General features: G+C 66.9%; 18 protein-coding genes. 16 read left to right on the top strand and 2 right to left on the bottom strand.

What is annotated here, in order from left to right; all coding sequences use genetic code 11:
- Positions 1 to 21: 21 nt before the first annotated feature.
- The 7 genes from GLS40_RS15045 to GLS40_RS15015 all read left to right on the top strand — a co-directional run bounded on the left by GLS40_RS15045 (position 22) and on the right by GLS40_RS15015 (position 8367).
- Positions 22 to 1992, top strand: a complete 1971-nt coding sequence (locus GLS40_RS15045; protein ID WP_160383569.1) for an acetoacetate--CoA ligase — start codon at positions 22 to 24, stop codon at positions 1990 to 1992.
- 255 nt (positions 1993 to 2247) lie between these two features.
- Positions 2248 to 5109 (top strand): monovalent cation/H+ antiporter subunit A, encoded by a 2862-nt coding sequence (locus tag GLS40_RS15040; RefSeq protein WP_160383568.1) that lies wholly within the window; start codon positions 2248 to 2250, stop codon positions 5107 to 5109.
- Position 5110: 1 nt separating this feature from the next.
- Positions 5111 to 5521, top strand: a complete 411-nt coding sequence (locus tag GLS40_RS15035; protein WP_160383567.1) for a Na+/H+ antiporter subunit C — start codon at positions 5111 to 5113, stop codon at positions 5519 to 5521.
- Entirely contained in the window at positions 5518 to 7194 is a 1677-nt protein-coding gene (locus GLS40_RS15030) for a monovalent cation/H+ antiporter subunit D (protein WP_160383566.1), read from the top strand. Before GLS40_RS15035 ends, GLS40_RS15030 begins: the two co-directional genes overlap by 4 nt.
- A complete protein-coding gene (locus tag GLS40_RS15025; RefSeq protein ID WP_160383565.1) occupies positions 7194 to 7697 on the top strand; it encodes a Na+/H+ antiporter subunit E in 504 nt (167 codons plus the stop codon). Before GLS40_RS15030 ends, GLS40_RS15025 begins: the two co-directional genes overlap by 1 nt.
- On the top strand, positions 7694 to 7963 hold the full coding sequence (locus GLS40_RS15020) for a K+/H+ antiporter subunit F (RefSeq protein WP_160383564.1): 270 nt from the start codon (positions 7694 to 7696) through the stop codon (positions 7961 to 7963). Before GLS40_RS15025 ends, GLS40_RS15020 begins: the two co-directional genes overlap by 4 nt.
- Positions 7960 to 8367 (top strand): Na+/H+ antiporter subunit G, encoded by a 408-nt coding sequence (locus tag GLS40_RS15015; protein WP_160383563.1) that lies wholly within the window; start codon positions 7960 to 7962, stop codon positions 8365 to 8367. Before GLS40_RS15020 ends, GLS40_RS15015 begins: the two co-directional genes overlap by 4 nt.
- On the opposite strand, the gene GLS40_RS15010 is transcribed toward GLS40_RS15015, so the two are convergent.
- Entirely contained in the window at positions 8337 to 9017 is a 681-nt protein-coding gene (locus GLS40_RS15010) for a TetR/AcrR family transcriptional regulator (protein ID WP_160383562.1), read from the bottom strand. The two genes, GLS40_RS15015 and GLS40_RS15010, sit on opposite strands and share 31 nt — an antisense overlap.
- Before the next feature lie 139 nt (positions 9018 to 9156).
- Between GLS40_RS15010 and GLS40_RS15005 the strand changes: the two genes are divergently transcribed.
- The 3 genes from GLS40_RS15005 (at position 9157) to GLS40_RS14995 (ending at position 14569) form a co-directional block, all read left to right on the top strand.
- Complete coding sequence (locus GLS40_RS15005) at positions 9157 to 10326, top strand: efflux RND transporter periplasmic adaptor subunit (RefSeq protein WP_160383561.1); 1170 nt, start codon at positions 9157 to 9159, stop codon at positions 10324 to 10326.
- Positions 10327 to 10357: 31 nt separating this feature from the next.
- Positions 10358 to 13522, top strand: coding sequence for an efflux RND transporter permease subunit (locus tag GLS40_RS15000; RefSeq protein WP_160383560.1), 3165 nt, complete (start codon positions 10358 to 10360; stop codon positions 13520 to 13522).
- 138 nt (positions 13523 to 13660) lie between these two features.
- Entirely contained in the window at positions 13661 to 14569 is a 909-nt protein-coding gene (locus GLS40_RS14995; RefSeq protein WP_160383559.1) for an NAD(P)-dependent oxidoreductase, read from the top strand.
- Positions 14570 to 14722: 153 nt separating this feature from the next.
- On the opposite strand, the gene GLS40_RS14990 is transcribed toward GLS40_RS14995, so the two are convergent.
- Positions 14723 to 15133 (bottom strand): hypothetical protein, encoded by a 411-nt coding sequence (locus GLS40_RS14990; protein ID WP_235905947.1) that lies wholly within the window; start codon positions 15131 to 15133, stop codon positions 14723 to 14725.
- A 322-nt stretch (positions 15134 to 15455) separates the two neighbouring features.
- Between GLS40_RS14990 and GLS40_RS14985 the strand changes: the two genes are divergently transcribed.
- The 6 genes from GLS40_RS14985 to GLS40_RS14960 all read left to right on the top strand — a co-directional run bounded on the left by GLS40_RS14985 (position 15456) and on the right by GLS40_RS14960 (position 19145).
- A complete protein-coding gene (locus GLS40_RS14985) occupies positions 15456 to 15764 on the top strand; it encodes a hypothetical protein (protein WP_160383558.1) in 309 nt (102 codons plus the stop codon).
- Positions 15761 to 16105, top strand: a complete 345-nt coding sequence (locus tag GLS40_RS14980; RefSeq protein WP_160383557.1) for a hypothetical protein — start codon at positions 15761 to 15763, stop codon at positions 16103 to 16105. Before GLS40_RS14985 ends, GLS40_RS14980 begins: the two co-directional genes overlap by 4 nt.
- A gap of 110 nt (positions 16106 to 16215) precedes the next feature.
- Positions 16216 to 17019: a hypothetical protein gene (locus GLS40_RS14975; RefSeq protein ID WP_160383556.1), complete on the top strand. Its 804-nt coding sequence runs from the start codon at positions 16216 to 16218 to the stop codon at positions 17017 to 17019.
- A gap of 34 nt (positions 17020 to 17053) precedes the next feature.
- The gene (locus GLS40_RS14970; RefSeq protein WP_160383555.1) at positions 17054 to 17860 is read left to right on the top strand and encodes a transglutaminase-like domain-containing protein; all 807 of its coding nucleotides are present in this window, start codon (positions 17054 to 17056) and stop codon (positions 17858 to 17860) included.
- 312 nt (positions 17861 to 18172) lie between these two features.
- Entirely contained in the window at positions 18173 to 18658 is a 486-nt protein-coding gene (locus tag GLS40_RS14965; protein WP_160383554.1) for a hypothetical protein, read from the top strand.
- Positions 18659 to 18833: 175 nt separating this feature from the next.
- Complete coding sequence (locus GLS40_RS14960; protein ID WP_160383553.1) at positions 18834 to 19145, top strand: hypothetical protein; 312 nt, start codon at positions 18834 to 18836, stop codon at positions 19143 to 19145.
- Positions 19146 to 19389 lie beyond the last annotated feature (244 nt).

The raw sequence follows: 19389 nt of genomic DNA, 5'->3' as shown, positions 1-19389 counted from the left end.
CGCCGCAAGGGGAGAGAGCCAATGACCGACCAGCCGGCGGACCGTCGAATCCTGTGGACGCCCACGCCCGAACGGGCGGCCGCCTCGACCCTGGCGCGCTATATCCGCACTCTTGAGGACCGGCGCGGGCTGACCTTTGGCAGCTATCAGGAGCTGTGGGACTGGTCGGTCACCGATCTTGACGGGTTCTGGCGCTCGATCATCGACTTCTTCGATCTGCCCGTCGCGAACCTGACCGAGGTGATCGGCGCGCGCAGCATGCCCGGCGCCGAATGGTGCCCCGGCGCGACGACCAACATGGCCGGCCATATCCTGCGCCACGGGGCCGAACGGCCGGGGCAGGAGGCGCTGGTGCTGCATTCGCAGACCTTCGAACGGCAGAGCATCGACTGGGCGACGCTCTGCGGCCGGGTTGGCGCCCTGCAGCGCAACCTGCGCCAGATGGGCGTGCGCCCGGGCGACCGGGTGGCGGCGATCCTGCCCAACACGCCCGAGGCGATCGTGACCTTTCTCGCCACGGCTTCGCTCGGGGCGGTCTTCTCGATCTGCGCGCCCGACATGGGGCGCACCGCCATCGTGGACCGGTTCCACCAGATCCGGCCCAAGGTGCTGATCGTGCAGGATGCCTATATGCACGGCGACCGGCGGATGGACCGGGCCGAGCTCTGCACCGGCATCGCCGACGCGCTGCCCGGGCTGGCGCACCGGGTGATGGTCGGCGCGATGGGCCCGGTGCCCGGGGGCTGGACCGACTGGCAAGAGCTGATGCGCGATCCCTGCCCGCCCGAGGTGGTGCAGGTGCCGTTCTCGCACCCGATCTGGATCGTCTATTCCTCGGGCACCACCGGGAACCCCAAGCCCATCGTGCACGGCCACGGCGGCGTGATGCTGGAGGGGGCCAAGCAATCCCTGCATCAGGACATCGACCTGGGCGACAGGTTCTGCTGGCTGACCTCGTCCGGCTGGATCATGTGGAACATCCAGCTGACCGCCCTGTCGCTGGGGGCCACTGTCGCGATCTTTGACGGCGCCCCGCATCACCCCGACATGCTGGCCGTCTGGCGCATGGTGGCCGAGGAGCGGCTGACCTATTTCGGGGCCGGGGCCGCCTTTCTGATGGCCTGTCAGAAACAGGGTGTCAGGCCGGGGGAGGCGCTGGACCTCTCGGCGCTGGAGTCGCTGGGCTCGACAGGCTCGCCGCTTAGCCAGGAGGGGTACGACTGGGTCTATTCCGCCGTGAAACCGGATGTCTGGCTGGCCCCGATCAGCGGCGGCACCGATATCGCGGGAGCCTTTGTGCTGGGCAACCCGATGCTGCCCGTGCGCGCCGGAGAGATGCAGTGCCGCGCCCTGGGCAATGCCGTGCGCGCCTTTGACGACTCCGGGGCCGAGGTGATCGGCCAGGTCGGCGAACTGGTCTGTACCGCGCCGCTGCCCTCGATGCCGCTGTATTTCTGGGGCGACGAAGACGGATCGCGCCTGCGCGAAAGCTATTTCGAGACCTACCCCGGCGTCTGGTGCCACGGCGACTGGATCGAGTTCACCCCCGAGGGCGGATCGGTGATCTACGGCCGCTCGGACGCCACCATCAACCGGCGCGGGCTGCGCCTGGGCAGTTCCGAGATCTACCGCGCCGTCGAGGGGCTGGACGAGGTGGTCGACAGCCTTGTCGTCGACCTGGAGTTCCTGGGCCGCGACAGTTTCATGGCGCTGTTCGTGGTGCCCCGGTCGGGCGCGCTGGACGACGCCCTGCGCGAGCGTATCCGCCTGGCGATCCGCGAAAGCGTCTCGGCCCGGTTCCTGCCCGATGACATCGTGGCGATTGCCGAAGTGCCGCGCACCCTGTCGGGCAAGAAGCTGGAGGTGCCGGTGAAGAAACTGCTGCTGGGCGGCGATCCGGACAAGGTGGTGAACCGGGATTCGATGGCGAATCCCGAGAGTTTCGATGCCTTCCTGCGCTACGCCGCCGACCGGGCCCCTGCCGCCGGGTGACCGCAGGGAACGGGCACGCAACGGAGGCGCATGGCGCGGCCCGCGACCCGTCGCCGCATTCGTCACAAGATCACGACCGGGCCAGTAGATGAAAATGCGTCCCTGACCTATGTTCACTCGGACCCGTCCGGCCGCCGGCACGGGGGCGAAGTCTTGTGACTTCTCCGTGGGTCATGTCGATTTACTGTTGTTCTCGGGGCGGAAATCAGCAGCCTTTCCCGTGGACAGCCCGCTGACACTGGCCAAAGGAGAACCATGTCCCTCTTCCTGATTGTCGCCCTTCCGTTCCTTGGCGCCCTGTTGCCAGGTCTCATGATCCATGCGGGGCGGCAGAGCTGCGCCATGGCGACCTTCTTCGTCACCCTTGCCGCGCTGATCGGGCTGTTGACCCACGTGCCGGCCGTGATGGCCGGAGAGGTGATCACCGCGCGGCTGGACTGGCTGCCTGGGCTGGGGCTGAACGCGAATTTCATGCTCGACGGGCTAGGGCTGCTGTTTGGCCTGATGATCCTGGGCATCGGACTGCTGATCATCACCTACGCGCGCTTCTACCTTTCGCGCGAGGACAACATGGGCGAATTCTTCACCTATCTGCTGCTCTTTCAGGGCGCGATGGTGGGGATCGTGCTCTGCGACAACATCCTGATGCTGCTGATCTTCTGGGAGCTCACCTCGCTCTCGTCCTTCCTGCTGATCGGCTATTGGAAACACCTGCCCGAGGGGCGGCAGGGTGCGCGGATGGCGCTGACCGTCACCGGCATGGGCGGGCTGGCGATGATCGGGGGCATGCTGCTGCTGGGTCAGATCGCCGGCAGCTACGACCTGTCGGTGATCCTTGAAAGCCGCGAGGCGATCCAGGCCTCGCCGCTCTATCTACCGGCGCTGATCCTGATCCTGCTGGGCTGTTTCACCAAATCGGCGCAGTTTCCGTTCCATTTCTGGCTGCCGCACGCGATGGCGGCCCCGACGCCGGTTTCGGCCTATCTGCATTCGGCAACGATGGTTAAGGCGGGCATCTTCCTGATGGCGCGGCTCTGGCCGGTGCTGTCGGGCACGGATGCCTGGTTCGCCATCGTCACCACCGCCGGGCTGGTCACCATGGTGCTGGGCGCGGTGATCGGGCTGTTCAAGAACGACCTCAAGGCGCTGCTGGCCTTTTCCACGGTCAGCCACCTGGGCCTGATCACCATGCTGCTTGGCACCGGATCGGCCTATGGCGCGATGGCGGCGGTCTTTCACATCATGAACCACGCGACGTTCAAGGCCGCGCTCTTCATGACCGCCGGGATCGTCGACCACGAGGCCCATACCCGCAACATCCCCAGCCTGGGCGGGCTGCGCAAGCTGATGCCGGTGACCTTTGTCATCGCGACGGTGACGGCCCTGTCGATGGCGGGTATCCCGCTGCTCAACGGCTTCCTGTCGAAAGAGATGATGCTGGAGCAGGCGGCCCATACGACGCTCTTCGATCTGCCCTGGCTGGTGCCGGTGCTGGCGACGGTTGGCGCGCTGTTCTCGGCGGCCTATTCCTTCCGTTTCATCGTCCATACCTTCCTTGGCCCGGTGCGCGACGATTATCCCAGCCACCCGCATGACCCCGGCTTCGGCATGTGGGGCCCGCCCGCGCTGCTGGCCTGCATCGTGGTGGCCGTGGGCGTCGCGCCCTTCATCGCCGAACCCTTTGTCCATGTCGTCACCGCCGCCGTGCTGGGCGGAACGGCCGAACTGCCCTATGGCCATCTGTCGATCTGGCACGGGGTGACCCCGGCGCTGAAGATGTCGATCGTCGCGGTTCTGGGCGGCGCGCTGCTGCTGATCGCCTATGCCCCCCTCGCCCGTGCCTGGGACGCCGCGCCCCGGCCCGAGGCCAAGGTGATCTTTGACGCGGTGATCGCGGCGGCGGTCCGTCTGGCGCGCGCGGTGACCGAGGGGCTGCACAACGGCTCTCTCACCCGCTACGCCGCGATCTTTGCCGTCACGGTGGTGGCGGTCGGCGTCCATGCCTGGTTCACCGGCACCACCCCCGCCATGACGCGCGAGATGATCGAGATGTCGCCGATGACCGTGGCCGGATGGCTGCTGCTGACGGTGGCGACCGGGTTCCTGGTCTTCGTGCACCGCTACCGGCTGGTGGCGCTGGTGCTGATGGGGGTCATCGGGCTGATGGTCTCGATCGGGTTCAACTACCTCTCCGCGCCCGACCTGGCGCTGACCCAGATCTCGGTCGAGGTGGTGACCATCATCCTGATGCTGCTGGCGCTGAACTTCCTGCCCAACACCACCCCGGTGGAAAGCAGCCTGGCGCGGCGGCTGCGCGACGGGGCCATTGCCGCAGGCGCCGGTCTGGCGGTCGCGGCGCTGATCTACGGCATCCTGATGCGCGATTTCGCGGTGCCCTCGATTTCCGACTATCACCTGGCCAATTCCTACAAGGGCGGCGGCGGCACCAATGTGGTGAACGTGATCCTGGTCGACTTCCGCGGCTTCGACACCTTCGGCGAGATCATCGTTCTGGGGATCGCCGCGCTGATCATCTATGCCCTGACCGAGGCGCTGCTGTCCGGCCCGGTGCGCGCGCGCCTGCTGAACCGCAAGCCCGACCAGCCGCAGGCCGGTGACGCGCACCCGCTGATGATGGTGGTGATGACCCGCGTGATGCTGCCGGTCTTCCTGATGGTGGGGGTCTACATCTTCCTGCGCGGGCACAACGAACCGGGGGGAGGGTTCATCTCCGGCCTCGTTGTCGCCATCGCCGTGGTGGTGCAGTACATGGCCAGCGGCTTTTCCTGGGCCGATGCGCGCCAGCGCTATCCCTATCACGGGATCATCGGCGCGGGCGTGCTGGTGGCCGGGCTGACCGGCATCGGCGCCTGGTACGCCGGGCAGCCGTTCCTGACATCCGCCTTCGGCTATTTCCGCATCCCGCCGATGGAGAAATTCGAGCTGGCGACCGCCATGGGCTTTGACCTGGGCGTGTTCCTGGCCGTGGTCGGCGCCGTGATGCTGTCGCTGCACAGCTTCTCGCGCATCGCGCGGCGGAGCGAGAGCAGTTACAGCGAACACGCGATGGATATCGACCCGTCGCGCATCGACCCCCTGCCGGGCGAGGAGGCCTGAGATGGAATTGCTGCTTGCCTCTTCGATCGGGTTCCTGACTGCGGCCGGGCTGTACCTCGTGCTGCGCCTGCGGACCTTTCCGGTGATCCTCGGCACCTCGCTGCTGAGCTATGCGGTGAACATCTTCCTGTTCGCCAGCGGTCGGCTGGTTGTGAACCAGCCGCCGATCCTGACCGACGGCGTGACCTCCTATACCGATCCGCTGCCGCAGGCGCTGGTGCTGACGGCCATCGTGATCTCTTTCGGGATGACGGCCGTGGTGGTGATGATCGCCGTCTCGGCCTATCTCAGCGCCGATGACGACCATATCGACGACCGGCCGGGTGGCCTGTTCGACGCCGGCAGGGACGCGGGCGGCGAGATGGGCAGCGACACCGCCCGCCGGAATGCCGGGACGGAGGGCAAGGCATGACCCACTGGATCGTAGCCCCCATCGTCCTGCCCGCCATGCTGGCCGCGCTGATCGTGCTGGCGGTGCGTCACCACATCCTGCTGCAGCGCGTGTTCTCGCTCGCCGGCAGCGTCGCCCTGCTGGGCCTCACCGCCGGGCTGGCCTGGCGCGCCTCGGACGGGACGATCACGCTCTACCAGCTGGGCGACTGGGCCGCGCCTTTCGGCATCGTGCTGGTCGCCGACCGGCTGTCGACGCTGATGGCCCTGCTGACCGCGGTGCTGGCGATCCCGGTGCTGCTCTATGCCATCGGATCCGGATGGGACAACCGGGGGCGGCATTTCCACGCCCTGTTCCAGTTCCAGCTGATGGGGATCATGGGCGCCTTCCTGACCGGCGACGCCTTCAACCTCTTCGTCTTCTTCGAGGTGCTGCTGATCGCCAGCTACGGCCTGATGCTGCATTCCGGCGGGACCGAGAGGCTGCGCGCCGGGTTGCAGTACATGATCTACAACCTGCTCGGCTCGACCCTCTTCCTGTTCGCGCTCGGCACGATCTACGCCGAAACGGGGACGCTGAACATGGCCGACCTGGCGCAGCGCGTCGCGGGTGCGGCGGCGGATGAAACGGCGGGCCTGCGGGTCGCGGCGGTGCTGCTGCTGCTGGTCTTTGCGATCAAGGCGGCGCTGCTGCCGCTGCACTTCTGGCTGCCGTCCTCCTATGCGATGGCGCCGGGGCCGGTGGCCGCGCTCTTTGCCGTGATGACCAAGATCGGGGCCTACGGGATCATCCGGTTCTACACGCTGGTCTTCCCCCCGGGCACGGCGGTGACCGAGGGTCTGTTCGACACATGGCTGCTGCCCGCCGCGCTCGCCTCGCTGGCGCTTGGCATGGCCGGGGTGCTGGCCGCGCGCAGCCTGGACCGGACGGTGGCCTTTGCGGTGGTCGGCTCGATGGGCATGCTGCTCACCTCGGTCGCGGTCTTCACGCCCGAAGGGATCGCCGCCGCGCTCTACTACGCGATCCATTCGACGCTGGCGACGGCGGCGCTGTTCCTGCTGGTCGACGTGGTGCGCGAGCGGCGCAAGTCGCGCGGGGTGGACCTGGAGGCCGCGCCGCTCATCCCCGGCGGGGCGCTGGTGGCGGGGCTGTTCTTTGCCGCCGCCATCGCGATGACCGGCCTGCCGCCGCTGTCGGGCTTTGTCGGCAAGCTGCTGATCCTGGACGCGGCATCCGGCACGCCGCTGATGTGGTGGGTCTGGGCCGTGGTCCTGGGCTCGTCGCTGGTCGCCGTCGTCGGCTTTGCCCGCGCGGGCAGCACGGTGTTCTGGAAGGGGCACGAGATCGAGGCCGCCCACCCCGGCAGCGTCGACGATCCCGAAGACAGCCAGGGCGCGCGCGAGCTGCACGACCCGGTGGAGCCCGAACCGGCGCTGCCGATGGTGGCCATCGGCCTGCTCATCGCACTGCTGGTCGGCGTGACCCTGGCCGCCGGGCCGGTGAACCGCTACCTCGCCGCAACCGCCGCGCAGCTGTTCGACCCGGCGCCCTATGTCGCGACCGTGCTGGACACCCCCGGCAAGCAGATCGTGGATCACCATGCCACGGACGGCGCTGAGGATCACGGAGCCGGCGATGACAACCACGGCAGCGACACGCACGGGACCGCGGCCGGCAGCAAGGAGAGCCACTGATGGTATCGCACCTGTTCCGCCGCCTGTTCCCGCACCCGCTGCTGACGCTGCTGCTGGTGATCGTCTGGTGCCTGCTGATCAACGGGCTGTCGCTGGGCACCGTGGTCTTTGGCCTGATCCTGGGCACCGTGATCCCCATTGTCACCGCCGCCTACTGGCCGGACCGCCCGCGCGCCCCGCGCCCCCTGCTGCTGGCCGAATACGTGCTGATCGTGCTGTGGGACATCATCGTCGCCAATGTCGTCGTTGCCGCCATCGTGCTGTTCAAGCGCAATGCCGACATGCGGCCCTGCTGGGTCGCCATCCCGCTGGACCTGCGTTCGCCCGAGGCGATCACCATCCTGGCGGGCACGATCACGCTGACACCCGGCACCGTTTCGGCCGATGTCTCGGACAAGGGGCATGCGCTGCTGGTCCATGCGCTGGACGCGCCGGACCCGGATGCCGTGCGGGACGAGATCAAGCAGCGCTATGAACGCCGGCTCAAGGAGATTTTCGAATGATCGAATACGCCCTGATCTTTGCCTTTGCCTGCGTCGGGCTGTCGATGATCCTGTCGATGGTCCGCCTGATCCTGGGCCCCGGCGTGGGGGACCGCGTGCTGGCGCTGGACACCATGTCGGTCAACGCCGTGGCGCTGATCGTGTTGCTGGGGATCGCCGGCGGCACCCAGATCTATTTCGAGGCCGCCCTGATCATCGCCATGCTCGGCTTTGTCTCGACCGTGGCCTATTGCCGGTTCGTCCTGAGGGGGGACATCATCGAATGACCCTGGAAACCGTCATCGAAGGGCTTGTCGCCCTGACCATCGTGATCGGCGCCATCTTCACGCTTGTCGGCTCTTACGGGCTGGTCAAGCTGGACACGCCGATGCCGCGCCTGCACGCCCCGACCAAGGCGGGGACGCTGGGGGTGGGGGCGATGCTGATCGCCTCGATCCTGTTCCACTTCGCCACCGACGGCGGCTCGCTGCACGAGCTGCTGATCATGGCGTTCCTGTTCGTCACGGCGCCGATCTCGGCCCATTTCGTGGCCAAGGTGCATATCCACCGCGAACATACGGCACAGGAACTGCCCGATCCGCCGCTCGACAATGTCTGGGCCACCCGCGATGTTGCACCTGACGAGGACATGGCCGGCGATCAGGTGCCTGAGCCGTCCGGCGGCCGGTAACCGGCGATCCCGTCCAGGAAGATCGCGATCGCCAGGTCGCGCCTGCGGTCCCGGGTTTCGGGGCCCGGGCGGGCCTGCGGGTCCAGCAGGCAGGTGAGCGCGTTTTCAAACGCCATGTCCATCAGGATGGTGCCGCATTCCTCGATCCCCTGGTCCGTCAGGTCGAGCCCGCCGCCGTCACGCTCGCGCCGCAGCTCGGCGCAGATGCGGGCCAGCAACAGGTGCCGCGAGCGGATGCCGGGCCGGGCGAGATCAGGATTGGTGCGGGCCTGCGCCACGATGGAGCGCAGCCATTCCAGCGAGGTGGATTCCATACCCTTGGGCTTGTGCAGGGTCAGCAGCAGCCGCAGCCGTTCCGGCAGGGGCAGGGCCTGCTCTTCGGGGTCGAGCGGGCGCAGGATCGTTTCGTGGATCCGGGTGAAGCAGGCCGACAGCAGCGCCTCGCGCGTGTCGAACATGGCGTAGATCGTGCGTTTCGACATGCCCGCTGCGGCGGCGATATCCGACACCGTCACATCGCCCAGGCTGCGCCCGGACAGCAGGGTGGCGGTGGCGTTCAGGACAAGCTCCACCCGGCGTTCGGGGTCGATCTGCACGGGGCGGCCACGGCGGCGCGCCCTTTCACCACTGTCGCAGGGATCCTGCGCCATGAATGACCTCCTCCTGACCACTGCCGCCATCTTTCTCGCAGTTGCAGAATAAGTCAACTTTACAAAACCGTAAAGTTTCCTTATCGCGGTGCCAGAGTTACGGCGCGACCGCGCCTGAAGGCATTCCCGGAGCCTCGCCATGCACCCAAGATCGTATTCCAGACCCCTCCGGCTGATCGCCGTGGCGGCGTTTTCGCTGACGCTCGCTTCGCAGGCGGTGGCGCAGCAGGGCGGGCAGCGTCCGCCGCCGGCGGTGACCGTGGTCACGCTCAAATCGGAGGATGTCACCCTGACGGCCACGCTGCCGGGCCGCGTCAATGCCTCGGGCGTGGCCGAGGTGCGGCCGCAGGTCAGCGGTCTGATCACCGAACGGCTGTTCGACGAGGGCAAGCCGGTCGAAAAGGGCGACGCGCTCTACCGGATCGACGATGCCAGCTATCGCGCGGCCAAGGCGGCGGCGGATGCCCAGCTGGCCCAGGCCGAGGCGCAGGAGAAATCCGCCGCGCGCGAGGCCGAGCGTCAGGCCACCCTGCGCGAACGTGCTGTGACCAGCCAGCAGAACCTGGACGACGCCCTGGCGCAGCGCGATGTGGCGGCGGCTGCGGTCAAGGTTGCCGAGGCCAATGTGCTGGCCGCCGAGATCGACCTGGAGCGCACGGTGATCCGGGCGCCCATTGCCGGCACGGCGGGGCTGAGCCAGGTGTCGCAGGGGGCGCTTGTCACATCCGGCCAGGCGACGGCGCTGACGGTGATCCGCAGCCTGGACCCGGTCAATGTGGATGTGACCCAGTCGGCGGCCGAGATCCTGCGCTGGCGCAGGTCTAGCACCACGCTGCGCGAGGACGAGAATGCCGAGGTCACCCTGCGCCTGGCGGATGGCGAGACATACGAGCACACCGGCAAGCTGTCGGCGGCCGAACCGCATGTGAACGAGCAGACCGGCGTTATCGTGCTGCGGCTGCAGTTCCCGAACCCCGACCAGTTCCTGCTGCCCGGCATGTATGTGCAGGTCGAGATGCCGCAGGGCGATATCCCCGATGCGGTGCTTGTCCCGCAAGAGGGCGTCAGCCGCGATCGGCGCGGCCGCCCGGTGGCGATGGTGGTGACGGCCGAGGGCGTGGTGGAATCGCGCGAGCTGACGATCCTGCGCGACAGCGGGTCCAACTGGGTGGTCAGCAAGGGGCTGGCCGCGGGTGACCGCGTCATCGTGGCCGGCCTGCAGAAGGTCGCCCCCGGCATGGCCGTCACCGCCGAGGAACGCGCCCCCGCCCCCACCCCTGCCGCCGACACCGCCACCGTTTCCGACTGACCCCGCCGCGCCCGGCGCAGGAGAGCACATCATGGCACGTTTCTTCATCGACCGTCCGGTCTTTGCCTGGGTGATTTCCATCCTGATCATGGGGGTCGGCCTGCTGTCGGTGCTGACCCTGCCGATCGCGCAATATCCGCAGATCGCGCCGCCCTCGGTCCAGGTCTCGGCGGTCTATCCCGGCGCCTCGGCCGAGACGGTGGCGAACACGGTCACCCAGGTGATCGAACAGCAGATGACCGGGCTGGACGGCCTGCGCTACATGTCCTCCAACTCGACCTCGGCGGGGACCTCGTCGCTGACCCTGACCTTCGAGGCCGGGACCAATGCCGACGTGGCGCAGGTTCAGGTGCAGAACAAGCTGGCCCAGGCCACGCCGCTGCTGCCCGAGGTGGTCCAGCGACAGGGGGTGCGGGTGCAAAAGGCCTCGTCCTCCTTCTTCATGGTGATCGCGCTGCTCTCGTCGGACGGGCGGCTGGATCAGACCGACCTGTCGGATTACATGAACACCAACCTGGTCGACGAATTCAGCCGGATCGAGGGCGTCGGCGGCGCGCAGGTCTTTGGTGCGCAATATGCCATGCGGATCTGGCTGGACCCGTCCAAGCTGGCAGCGTTCGAGATGACGCCCTCGGATGTGGTCAACGCGGTCTCGGCGCAGAATGCGCAGATCTCGGCCGGGGCCTTTGGCACGCTGCCCGCGGTCGAGGGCCAGCAGCTGAACGCCACGATCACCGCGCAGTCCCTGCTGACCACGCCCGAGGATTTCCGCAACATCGTGCTGCGCGCCGAAACCGATGGCGGGCTTGTGCTGCTGCAGGATGTCGCCCGGGTCGAGATCGGGGCGCAGGATTACGCCACCATCGCGCGGTTCAACGGCAAGCCCGCATCGGGCATGGCGCTGCAGCTGGCCTCGGGCGCCAATGCGCTGGATACGGCAGAGCTGGTGAAAACCCGGATCGAAGAATTCTCGCAGTTCTTCCCCGAGGGCGTGGAATACGTCATCCCCTACGACACCACCCCGTTCATCGAGATCTCGATCCACGAGGTGGAAAAGACCCTGTTCGAGGCCATCGTGCTGGTCTTCCTCGTGATGCTGCTGTTCCTGCAGAACTTCCGCGCGACGATCATTCCCACGCTGGCGGTGCCGGTCGTGATCCTGGGGACATTCGCGATCCTGGGCGCATTCGGATTTACCATCAACACCCTGACCATGCTGGCGATGGTGCTGGCCATCGGCCTGCTGGTCGACGACGCCATCGTGGTGGTCGAGAACGTCGAGCGGATCATGGAGGAGGAAGGCCTGTCCCCGCGCGACGCGACGCGCAAGTCGATGGGCCAGATCACCGGGGCGCTGATCGGCGTGGCGCTGGTGCTGTCGGCGGTGTTCGTGCCGATGGCCTTTTTCGGCGGCTCGACGGGGGTGATCTATCGCCAGTTCTCGATCACCATCGTCTCGGCCATGCTGCTGTCGGTGGTGGTGGCACTGACGCTGACACCCGCCCTCTGCGCGACGATCCTCAGGCCCAAGCGGCCGGGCAAGCGGCGCGGTCCGCTGGCCTGGTTCAACCGCGGGTTCAACGGGATCACCCGGGGCTATGCGGGCACCGTCGGCTATGTCATCCGCCGTCCGCTGCGCATCATCGTGCTGTACCTCGCCCTGGGTGGCGGGCTGGGGTGGCTGTTCATGAACACGCCCACCGGATTCCTGCCGAACGAGGATCAGGGCATCCTGCTGACCCTGATCCAGGCGCCCACCGGCGCCACCGCCGAACGTACCCTGGCCGTGGTCGAGGACGTGCAGGCGCATTTCGTGAACAACGAGGCCGAGAACGTGGATTCCTCTTTCGGCGTGGTCGGGTTCTCCTTCGCCGGGCAGGGGCAGAACATGGGCCTGGCTTTCATCCGCCTCAAGGACTGGGAGGACCGCCCCCGCCCGGACCAGAGCGCGCAGGCCGTGGCGGGGCGTGCCTTCGGGGCGTTTTCGCAGATCCAGGACGCTTTCGTCTTTCCCATCGTGCCCCCGGCGGTGCCCGAGCTGGGCAATATCTCGGGGTTCGACTTCTACCTGCAGGCGCTTGGCGGGCAGACCCATGAGCAACTGCTGGAGGCCCGCAACCAGCTGCTCGGCATGGCGGCGCAGAGCCCGCTGATCGCCTCGGCCCGCCCCTCGGGGCTGGAGGACGCGGCGCAGTTCAAGCTGGATATCGACTGGCGGGCGGCCGGTGCGCTTGGGGTGACCCCGGCGGATGTGGGCAACACGCTCTCGATTGCCTGGGCCGGGCGATACGTGAACGATTTCAACGACAACGGCCGGATCAAGCGGGTCTATGTCCAGGGCGAGGCCGGGGCCCGTGCCCTGCCATCCGATATGCGGAAATGGCGGGTGCGCAATGCCTCGGGCGAGCTGGTGCCATTTGCCAATTTCACCTCCGAAAGCTGGCAGTACGGGCCGCAGGGCCTGACCCGTTATTCCGGCATCCCCTCGATGCAGATCCAGGGCTCTCCGGCGCCCGGCGTCGCCTCGGGCGAGGCCATGGCCGAGATGGAGCGCCTCGCCGGGCAGTTGCCGCCGGGCTATGCCATCTCATGGACCGGCCTGTCGCTGGAGGAACGCGAATCCGGCGGGCAGGCGCCGCTGCTCTACGCCCTGTCGCTGGCGGCGATCTTCCTCTGCCTTGCGGCGCTGTACGAAAGCTGGGCGATCCCGCTGTCGGTGATGCTGGTGATGCCCATCGGGGTGCTGGGCACGCTGTTCGGGGCCTATTGGTTCGGGTTCGAGAATGGCGTCTTCTTTCAGGTCGGCCTGCTGACGGTGATCGGCCTGACCGGCAAGAACGCCATCCTGATCGTGGAATTCGCGCGCGAGCGGTATGAGGCCGGTGACAAGCTGCTGGACGCCACGATCACCGCCGCGCGGCAACGGTTCCGGCCGATCATCATGACCTCGATGGCGTTTTCCCTGGGCGTCGTGCCGCTGGCGCTGTCGACCGGGGCGGGGTCGGGCGGGCGTACCGCCGTGGGCACGGCCGTGCTGGGCGGAACGCTCACCGGCACCGTGCTGGGCGTGATCTTCGTGCCGCTCTTCTTTGTCGTGGTGCAGCGCCTCTTTGGCCGCAGCAAACGGCACCAACCGGCGCCGGAAGACCCCAAGGCCAAGCCCGCGACAACCCCGCCGGTGCTCGAACACGGCTGACCCGGCCCGCCACGCTGATGTCATCTGCTTGCGTCCCGCATCGCCGGGGCGCCAGTTTCCGCGCAGGGCGCGACCGGGCCGGATGACAATCCGCGGGCGTGCCTCTAGCCTTGGGCGCAGGGCAAAGGGAGGATCGCAATGCACGGAAAGATCGCGGTGGTCGGCATCGGCCTGATGGGCGGCAACATGGCCCGGCGGCTGCACGAGTCCGGGTGCGAGGTGACCGGCTACGACCTGAGCCAGGAGAGCGTGACCGCCCTGCGGGCCGACGGGCTGGAGGCGACAAACGACCTGGCCCATGCGGTTGGCGATGCCGATGTGATCGTCTGCAGCCTGCCCAATTCGCAGATCGTGCGGACGGCCTGGATGGCCGAGGGCGGCGTGCTGGCCCATGCGAAACCCGGCGCGCTGGTGGTCGAGATGAGCTCGATCGACCCCGATACGATGAAGGACCTCGCCGCGGCCTGCGCCGAAAGTGGCCTGCGCCCGCTGGACGTTCCTGTCAGCGGCGGCCCGGCCGAGGCGCGCGCCGGGTCGCTGGTGCTGCTGGTCGGCGGGGCCGAGGCGGATATCGACGCCGCCCGCCCCGTGCTGGAACTGCTGGGCGCGTCGCTGCTGCACACCGGCGATGTGGGCACCGCCAAGGTGGTGAAGCTGGTGAACAACGTGATGACGATGGGCAATGTGCTGGTGGCGTCCGAGGCCTTTGCCATGGGCACCCGCGCCGGGGTCGATCCCGAACGGCTCTACGATGTGCTGTCGCAGAGCGGCGGGCGCTCGCATCATTTCACCAAGCGTTTCCCGAATGCGCTGAAACGGAACTATGACCCCGGGTTCAAGATGCAGCTGGGGGAAAAGGACGTGGCGCTGGCTGTCGAGGTCGCCCGCGGTCTGGGACAGCCGATGCCGATGGCCTCGCTGGTGCGCGAGATGTACCAGATGGCGCTTGGCCTGGGCTACCGCGACCGCGATATCGTGGCCCTGCTGGACATGTACCAGCGGATCGGGGACGGCACGCTGGGCAATGGGCCGAACACAGGGTCGTGACGCCCGGACCCGCGGTGGAAAACGCCTGAGGTAACGCGCGGGCCGAGCGCTTGTTGCGCTGGCCCGCCATCACGGGCGTGGCTTGCGTCACCGAAGTCCGACCGGAAGCGGCCCCGCCGTCAGTTCACGCAAAGACGGGGCGCCGCGCGCCGCTCAGACGGCCGGCGTTTGCTGATGTGACGTGCGCAACCAGCTGCCCGCATCGTTCAGATAGGTCGAGGCACAGAAAGCTTCGTAGATCGGCACATCGGCTTTTTCGGCCGAGGCGCGATAGCTGAGGATGACGATATCGCCGCATTGCGTCGCCCTGCGCTCGGCCATTGCGACCGACCGCCAGCCGGTTCTGCGCTTGAGGCCATGCCAGATCTGGTCGCCCTGAATGATCCCCGGCGGATAGGGAAAGATCATGACGGCGTAATCGGCCGTCGTGGCGCGGGCATTGTCGGCGCCGCTGGTCCAGAACCGCTCTTCCATGTCCCAGAGGGTGTCCAGGTCCAGCGGAGAGGGCTTGCGGGTCTTGTGTGCGGCGTGGTCGAGTGGGCTGAGGATAGCGGCAGCGGTCATCGTCGTGTCCTTGTCTGGTGGGTCCCGAGTGCGGCGGGGCCGGGGGCCAACTGGCTGGGTGCGCCAGGACCGGGGGCCACGGTTTCGGATTGCCTGCATCCTGCACGATTGCGGGCCCACGCGGGCTGACGCAGATCAGTCCGGTGCCATGCTGTTGCACAGGTCGTGCCTGCGGGCCTGCCATTGCGCGCCAAGCTAACATGGGTCAGGGCCTGTCTGTCCGTCACCGCGTAGAAGTGTGGATGCCAGCAGGCCGAGCCTCTTCCCCGGATCCACGGGGCGCGCTCGGTGCTGGACCTCTGCAGGCAGCACGGAGACCAGTATGGCCATGCGCTCGACCACTTCGACCGTGACCTTTCAACACCCGTTTGTGCTGTCCGGCTACACGGACGAACTGCCCGCCGGCGACTACGACGTGACCGTTCACGAAGAGCTTCTGGAGGGCCTCAGCTTTGCGGCCTACCGGCGGACGGCGACGTTTCTGACCGTTCGCGGCAGGGGACGCAGGGCGGGACGTGTCGAACTGCGATCGACCAGCGAGCGCGACCTGGAAACGCTGCTTGGCCTGGACCGAGGAACTGCGACCCAAAATAGCGAGACGGCGCTTTCCCCGTCGGAGGACTTTGAATGAACACTCCCGAATGGCTCAAACCCGGTATCTATGGCGCGGTAATCGGCGGGATCTTTGTCGGCGTCGTCGGCTTTACCTGGGGCGGCTGGGTGACCGGCAGCACGTCGAGCGACCGTGCCATGACCATGGCCCATGACGATGTCGTCACCGCCATGGTGCCGGTCTGCCTGGAAATGGCACGCACCGATCCCGAGCGCACCACAAAGCTGGCCACGATCAAGGCGGCCTCGACCTATCAGAGGCGCGATGCGCTGATGGATGCCGGTTGGGCGACCGTGCCCGGCAGCGATGCCCCTGACCGCGACATCGCGCAGGCCTGCCTTGCCGAGATCGAACTGTAGGGCCTGCGCATGGCACGGTTCCCGGATGCCGGCACCGCCCGGTTCACGAGCGGCTGGCCGTCCGGGGCCCGCGCGCAGGCGTTCCTTCACCGAAGGCGAAGGGTGATTGCATGAAACACCGCTGGCATCCCAAAGGCCGCTCCCCCGGGCGCGTTCTGGTCAAGCTGATTGCGATGGCCGGCATGATCGCCTCTCTCGCCTTTCCGGTCTTTGCCCAGGACGGGACCGGGCCGGTCCCGGCGAATGCGCAGCCGCGCAGCTATGGCGGGGGGTGGAACTGTGACCTCGGCTACCGGATTGATGGCGCGGACTGCATTGCCATCGACATCCCGGAACATGCCTATGCCTCGGCTCGATCCTACGGGGCGGGGTGGCAATGCCTGCGCGGATACAAGGAATCGGGCGGGACATCCTGCAAAGCGATCCCCGTGCCCGCCAATGCCTTCCTGCAGTCTTCGGGTTACGACTGGCAGTGCGAACGCGGGTATCGGCAGGACCGTGACAGCTGCGTGTTGATCGTCCTGCCCGACCACGCCTTCCTCACCGAAAGCACCGGGGGCACCGGCTGGACCTGCGACCGCGGCTTCACCGTGGACGCTGGCGCCTGCGTTCCGATTGCGGTGCCCGAAAACGGTTACCTGACCAATTCCGATTACGGCGATGGATGGCGCTGCGAACGAGGGTTCGTAGAGGTTGCTGGCCGCTGCGATGCCGTCCTGCTGCCGGCCAACGCCCTGCTGGACACGGATACCTACGGGCCGGGATGGCGGTGCGAGCGCGGATACGAGCGCCAGGATCGCAGCTGCGTCGCGATCAAGCTGCCCGAGAACGCCCATTACGACCGATCCGGCAACCGCTGGACCTGTGATCCCGGTTTTCAACTGACTGATGGAGTCTGCGCGCTTGAACGATAATCTGCCCCTATCCGACCCGTCCCAAACGCCCGGCATGCGCATGAGCATTGGCTGCCGCCTGCGGTACGAGTTCACCCAGCCGACGCCGATGATTGCGATGCTGAATGTGCATTACTCGCGCTTCGGCGATCTGGAGCGCGCCGACTATCTGGTGACCTCTCCCAGTGTCCCGCTGGAAAGCTACCGCGACGGGTTCGGGAACTGGTGCACGCGGATGGTTGCGCCGGCGGGCGAATTCACCTTGTCCTCGGATGGTATTTTCCGGGACAGCGGGATGCTGGACCCCGTCGCGCCGGATGCGGCGCAGCACGCGGTGCAGGATCTGCCGTTCGATACGCTCGTCTACCTGCTTGGCAGCCGGTACTGCGACACGGATCTTCTGTCCGACCAGGCCTGGCGGCTGTTCGAAAACACAGAGCCCGGGTGGAGCAGGGTCCAGGCGATCTGCGATTTTGTCCACCAGACCGTGGTTTTCGACTATATGGCGGCAAACGCGACCCGCACCGCATCCCAGACCCTGGCCGGGCGGACCGGCGTGTGCCGCGATTTCACCCATCTCGCCATAACCTTCTGCCGCTGCATGAACATTCCGGCCCGCTACTGCACGGGCTATCTGAGCGATCTTGGCGAGCCCGAACCCTATCCGCCCGGGGATTTCGCGGCCTGGATGGAGGTCTATCTGGACGGTGGCTGGTGGGTCTTTGATCCGCGCAACAACACGCCGCGACTGGCGCGGATCCTGATCGGGCGCGGCAGGGATGCCGCAGATGTGCCTTTGACGCAGACCTTCGGGCCGAACACGCTGCTGGAATTCGTGGTCTGGACCGACAAGATGACCTGATCGGGTGCCTATCCAGTCGGATGATGATGGTAATTCAGGGGGGCCATCCCCATATCCTGATAAGCCCCCGGGGTTTTCCGCACAGGACTACCCGGGCTCGGGGGGCAAGAATTCGACGCTGCGCCGCTCAAAGCCCTGACATTCGGGGTGGCGCATCCTCTGAACTGCGCCTTTTCCGCATTTTCGATGAAACCTCGGAGTTTCCGGCATCACGGACCCGAGTGACGGCGCTGCGTTTGCGCGTCTTTCACCGGAAGAGGCCGAAGTCAGAGAATGAGATCACCGATCCGACCGCAATCAAGGAGGCCGCAGATGGAACACCACAGACTTAGAAGCGTCGCGGTCTTTGCAAGGCCGTTCACCGTGCCGGGTTTTGACGAGATGCTCCCCGCGGGGGCCTATGACATTGAAACCGAGCTGAGTTCGCCGCCCGACGATGGCAACCCCGGGGCCTGGAAGGCCTCGGTGCTGGTCAATCTGCATCCGCGACATTCGCATCCCGGACTGGCGAGAACCCTGACGGTTTCCCTGGCCGACCTCGATGCAGCGCGGGCAAAGGATGAACTTACGGGGAAAGAGCTCACGCAGGTCTTCCTCGAAGAGATGTTGGCCGACCCTATGGTGCGGCTGGTGATGCAGGCCGATGGCGTGTCGGATATGCAGCTGCGTCACCTCTATTCGGGCAAGCGTTCGCCAGAAGAACCGGCAGGTCTTCCATTGTGCGGCGTCAAGACTCTGCAAGAGGTGTCCGCGATCCTTGCCGCCGAAAACGAAGGGCTGCCGCCGCGGCCCAACTGAGCCTTGCCGAACTGCGCATGCCGGTCATTCGCCGCCCTGCCGCACCAGACTTCTCCGCGCCGGAAAAAGGGGACTGCATCATGCCTGCAAGTTGGACTGTCGCGATCAGAGGCATCGCCCCCGCCCGCCGGGGCCGACCCTGCGGTCGAATGCCGATGCAGCGGAGGCACGAGCCATGACCGAGGATCCGGTTGACCTCGACACGAGGCGCAGCGCCGAAGGCAGGATGGCGACAGATATCCGGCGGCACTCTCTCAAGGATTTCGAATCCGATCAAAGGGCGCTCCGCCTCAGGCAGGAGGAACTTGAAACGCAGCTCCTGGCCGAACCTGCCGCCAATTGGCACGAGGCCGCGCTCAAGGCGCAGTATCTGATACGGCGGTACTCGGAAACTGCCGACGCCCGCGATGCCAGGCGGCAGGACCTTATCGAGCGCGCGCTAGGCGATCTGGCCCGGCTGATCGAAGAAGAGGGTGCAGGTCGATGAGCGAACCCGTGGACCAGCACAACGGGCCCGTGCGGGCCCTCAAGGATGTCCCGCAGGAACGTCTCTGCCTGCGTTGCCGCAGGCCGTTTCCGAGCGAAGGTTTTGGCGAACGGATTTGCCCGCGATGCAAGGCGTCGCGCACTTGGCAATCCTCGGTGCAGCCCATGCGGTCGTCAGGTCGATCCTGAGGGAAGCCTGACACGTCCTTACGGGCGCACCGCGCGGCCCGGCATGCCACGGGGCC

The organism is Pseudooceanicola pacificus (genome assembly GCF_009789075.1).
Lineage (GTDB): Bacteria > Pseudomonadota > Alphaproteobacteria > Rhodobacterales > Rhodobacteraceae > Pseudooceanicola > Pseudooceanicola pacificus.
This window is presented reverse-complemented; position numbering and strand designations above follow the sequence as displayed.

Bases quoted from the DNA above. Each gene is read 5' to 3' on its own strand.
- GLS40_RS15045 (WP_160383569.1), top strand. From the start codon at position 22: ATGACCGACCAGCCGGCGGACCGTCGAATCCTGTGGACGCCCACGCCC.
- GLS40_RS15040 (WP_160383568.1), top strand. From the start codon at position 2,248: ATGTCCCTCTTCCTGATTGTCGCCCTTCCGTTCCTTGGCGCCCTGTTG.
- GLS40_RS15035 (WP_160383567.1), top strand. From the start codon at position 5,111: ATGGAATTGCTGCTTGCCTCTTCGATCGGGTTCCTGACTGCGGCCGGG.
- GLS40_RS15030 (WP_160383566.1), top strand. From the start codon at position 5,518: ATGACCCACTGGATCGTAGCCCCCATCGTCCTGCCCGCCATGCTGGCC.
- GLS40_RS15025 (WP_160383565.1), top strand. From the start codon at position 7,194: ATGGTATCGCACCTGTTCCGCCGCCTGTTCCCGCACCCGCTGCTGACG.
- GLS40_RS15020 (WP_160383564.1), top strand. From the start codon at position 7,694: ATGATCGAATACGCCCTGATCTTTGCCTTTGCCTGCGTCGGGCTGTCG.
- GLS40_RS15015 (WP_160383563.1), top strand. From the start codon at position 7,960: ATGACCCTGGAAACCGTCATCGAAGGGCTTGTCGCCCTGACCATCGTG.
- GLS40_RS15010 (WP_160383562.1), bottom strand. From the start codon at position 9,017: ATGGCGCAGGATCCCTGCGACAGTGGTGAAAGGGCGCGCCGCCGTGGC.
- GLS40_RS15005 (WP_160383561.1), top strand. From the start codon at position 9,157: ATGCACCCAAGATCGTATTCCAGACCCCTCCGGCTGATCGCCGTGGCG.
- GLS40_RS15000 (WP_160383560.1), top strand. From the start codon at position 10,358: ATGGCACGTTTCTTCATCGACCGTCCGGTCTTTGCCTGGGTGATTTCC.
- GLS40_RS14995 (WP_160383559.1), top strand. From the start codon at position 13,661: ATGCACGGAAAGATCGCGGTGGTCGGCATCGGCCTGATGGGCGGCAAC.
- GLS40_RS14990 (WP_235905947.1), bottom strand. From the start codon at position 15,133: ATGACCGCTGCCGCTATCCTCAGCCCACTCGACCACGCCGCACACAAG.
- GLS40_RS14985 (WP_160383558.1), top strand. From the start codon at position 15,456: ATGGCCATGCGCTCGACCACTTCGACCGTGACCTTTCAACACCCGTTT.
- GLS40_RS14980 (WP_160383557.1), top strand. From the start codon at position 15,761: ATGAACACTCCCGAATGGCTCAAACCCGGTATCTATGGCGCGGTAATC.
- GLS40_RS14975 (WP_160383556.1), top strand. From the start codon at position 16,216: ATGAAACACCGCTGGCATCCCAAAGGCCGCTCCCCCGGGCGCGTTCTG.
- GLS40_RS14970 (WP_160383555.1), top strand. From the start codon at position 17,054: ATGCGCATGAGCATTGGCTGCCGCCTGCGGTACGAGTTCACCCAGCCG.
- GLS40_RS14965 (WP_160383554.1), top strand. From the start codon at position 18,173: ATGGAACACCACAGACTTAGAAGCGTCGCGGTCTTTGCAAGGCCGTTC.
- GLS40_RS14960 (WP_160383553.1), top strand. From the start codon at position 18,834: ATGACCGAGGATCCGGTTGACCTCGACACGAGGCGCAGCGCCGAAGGC.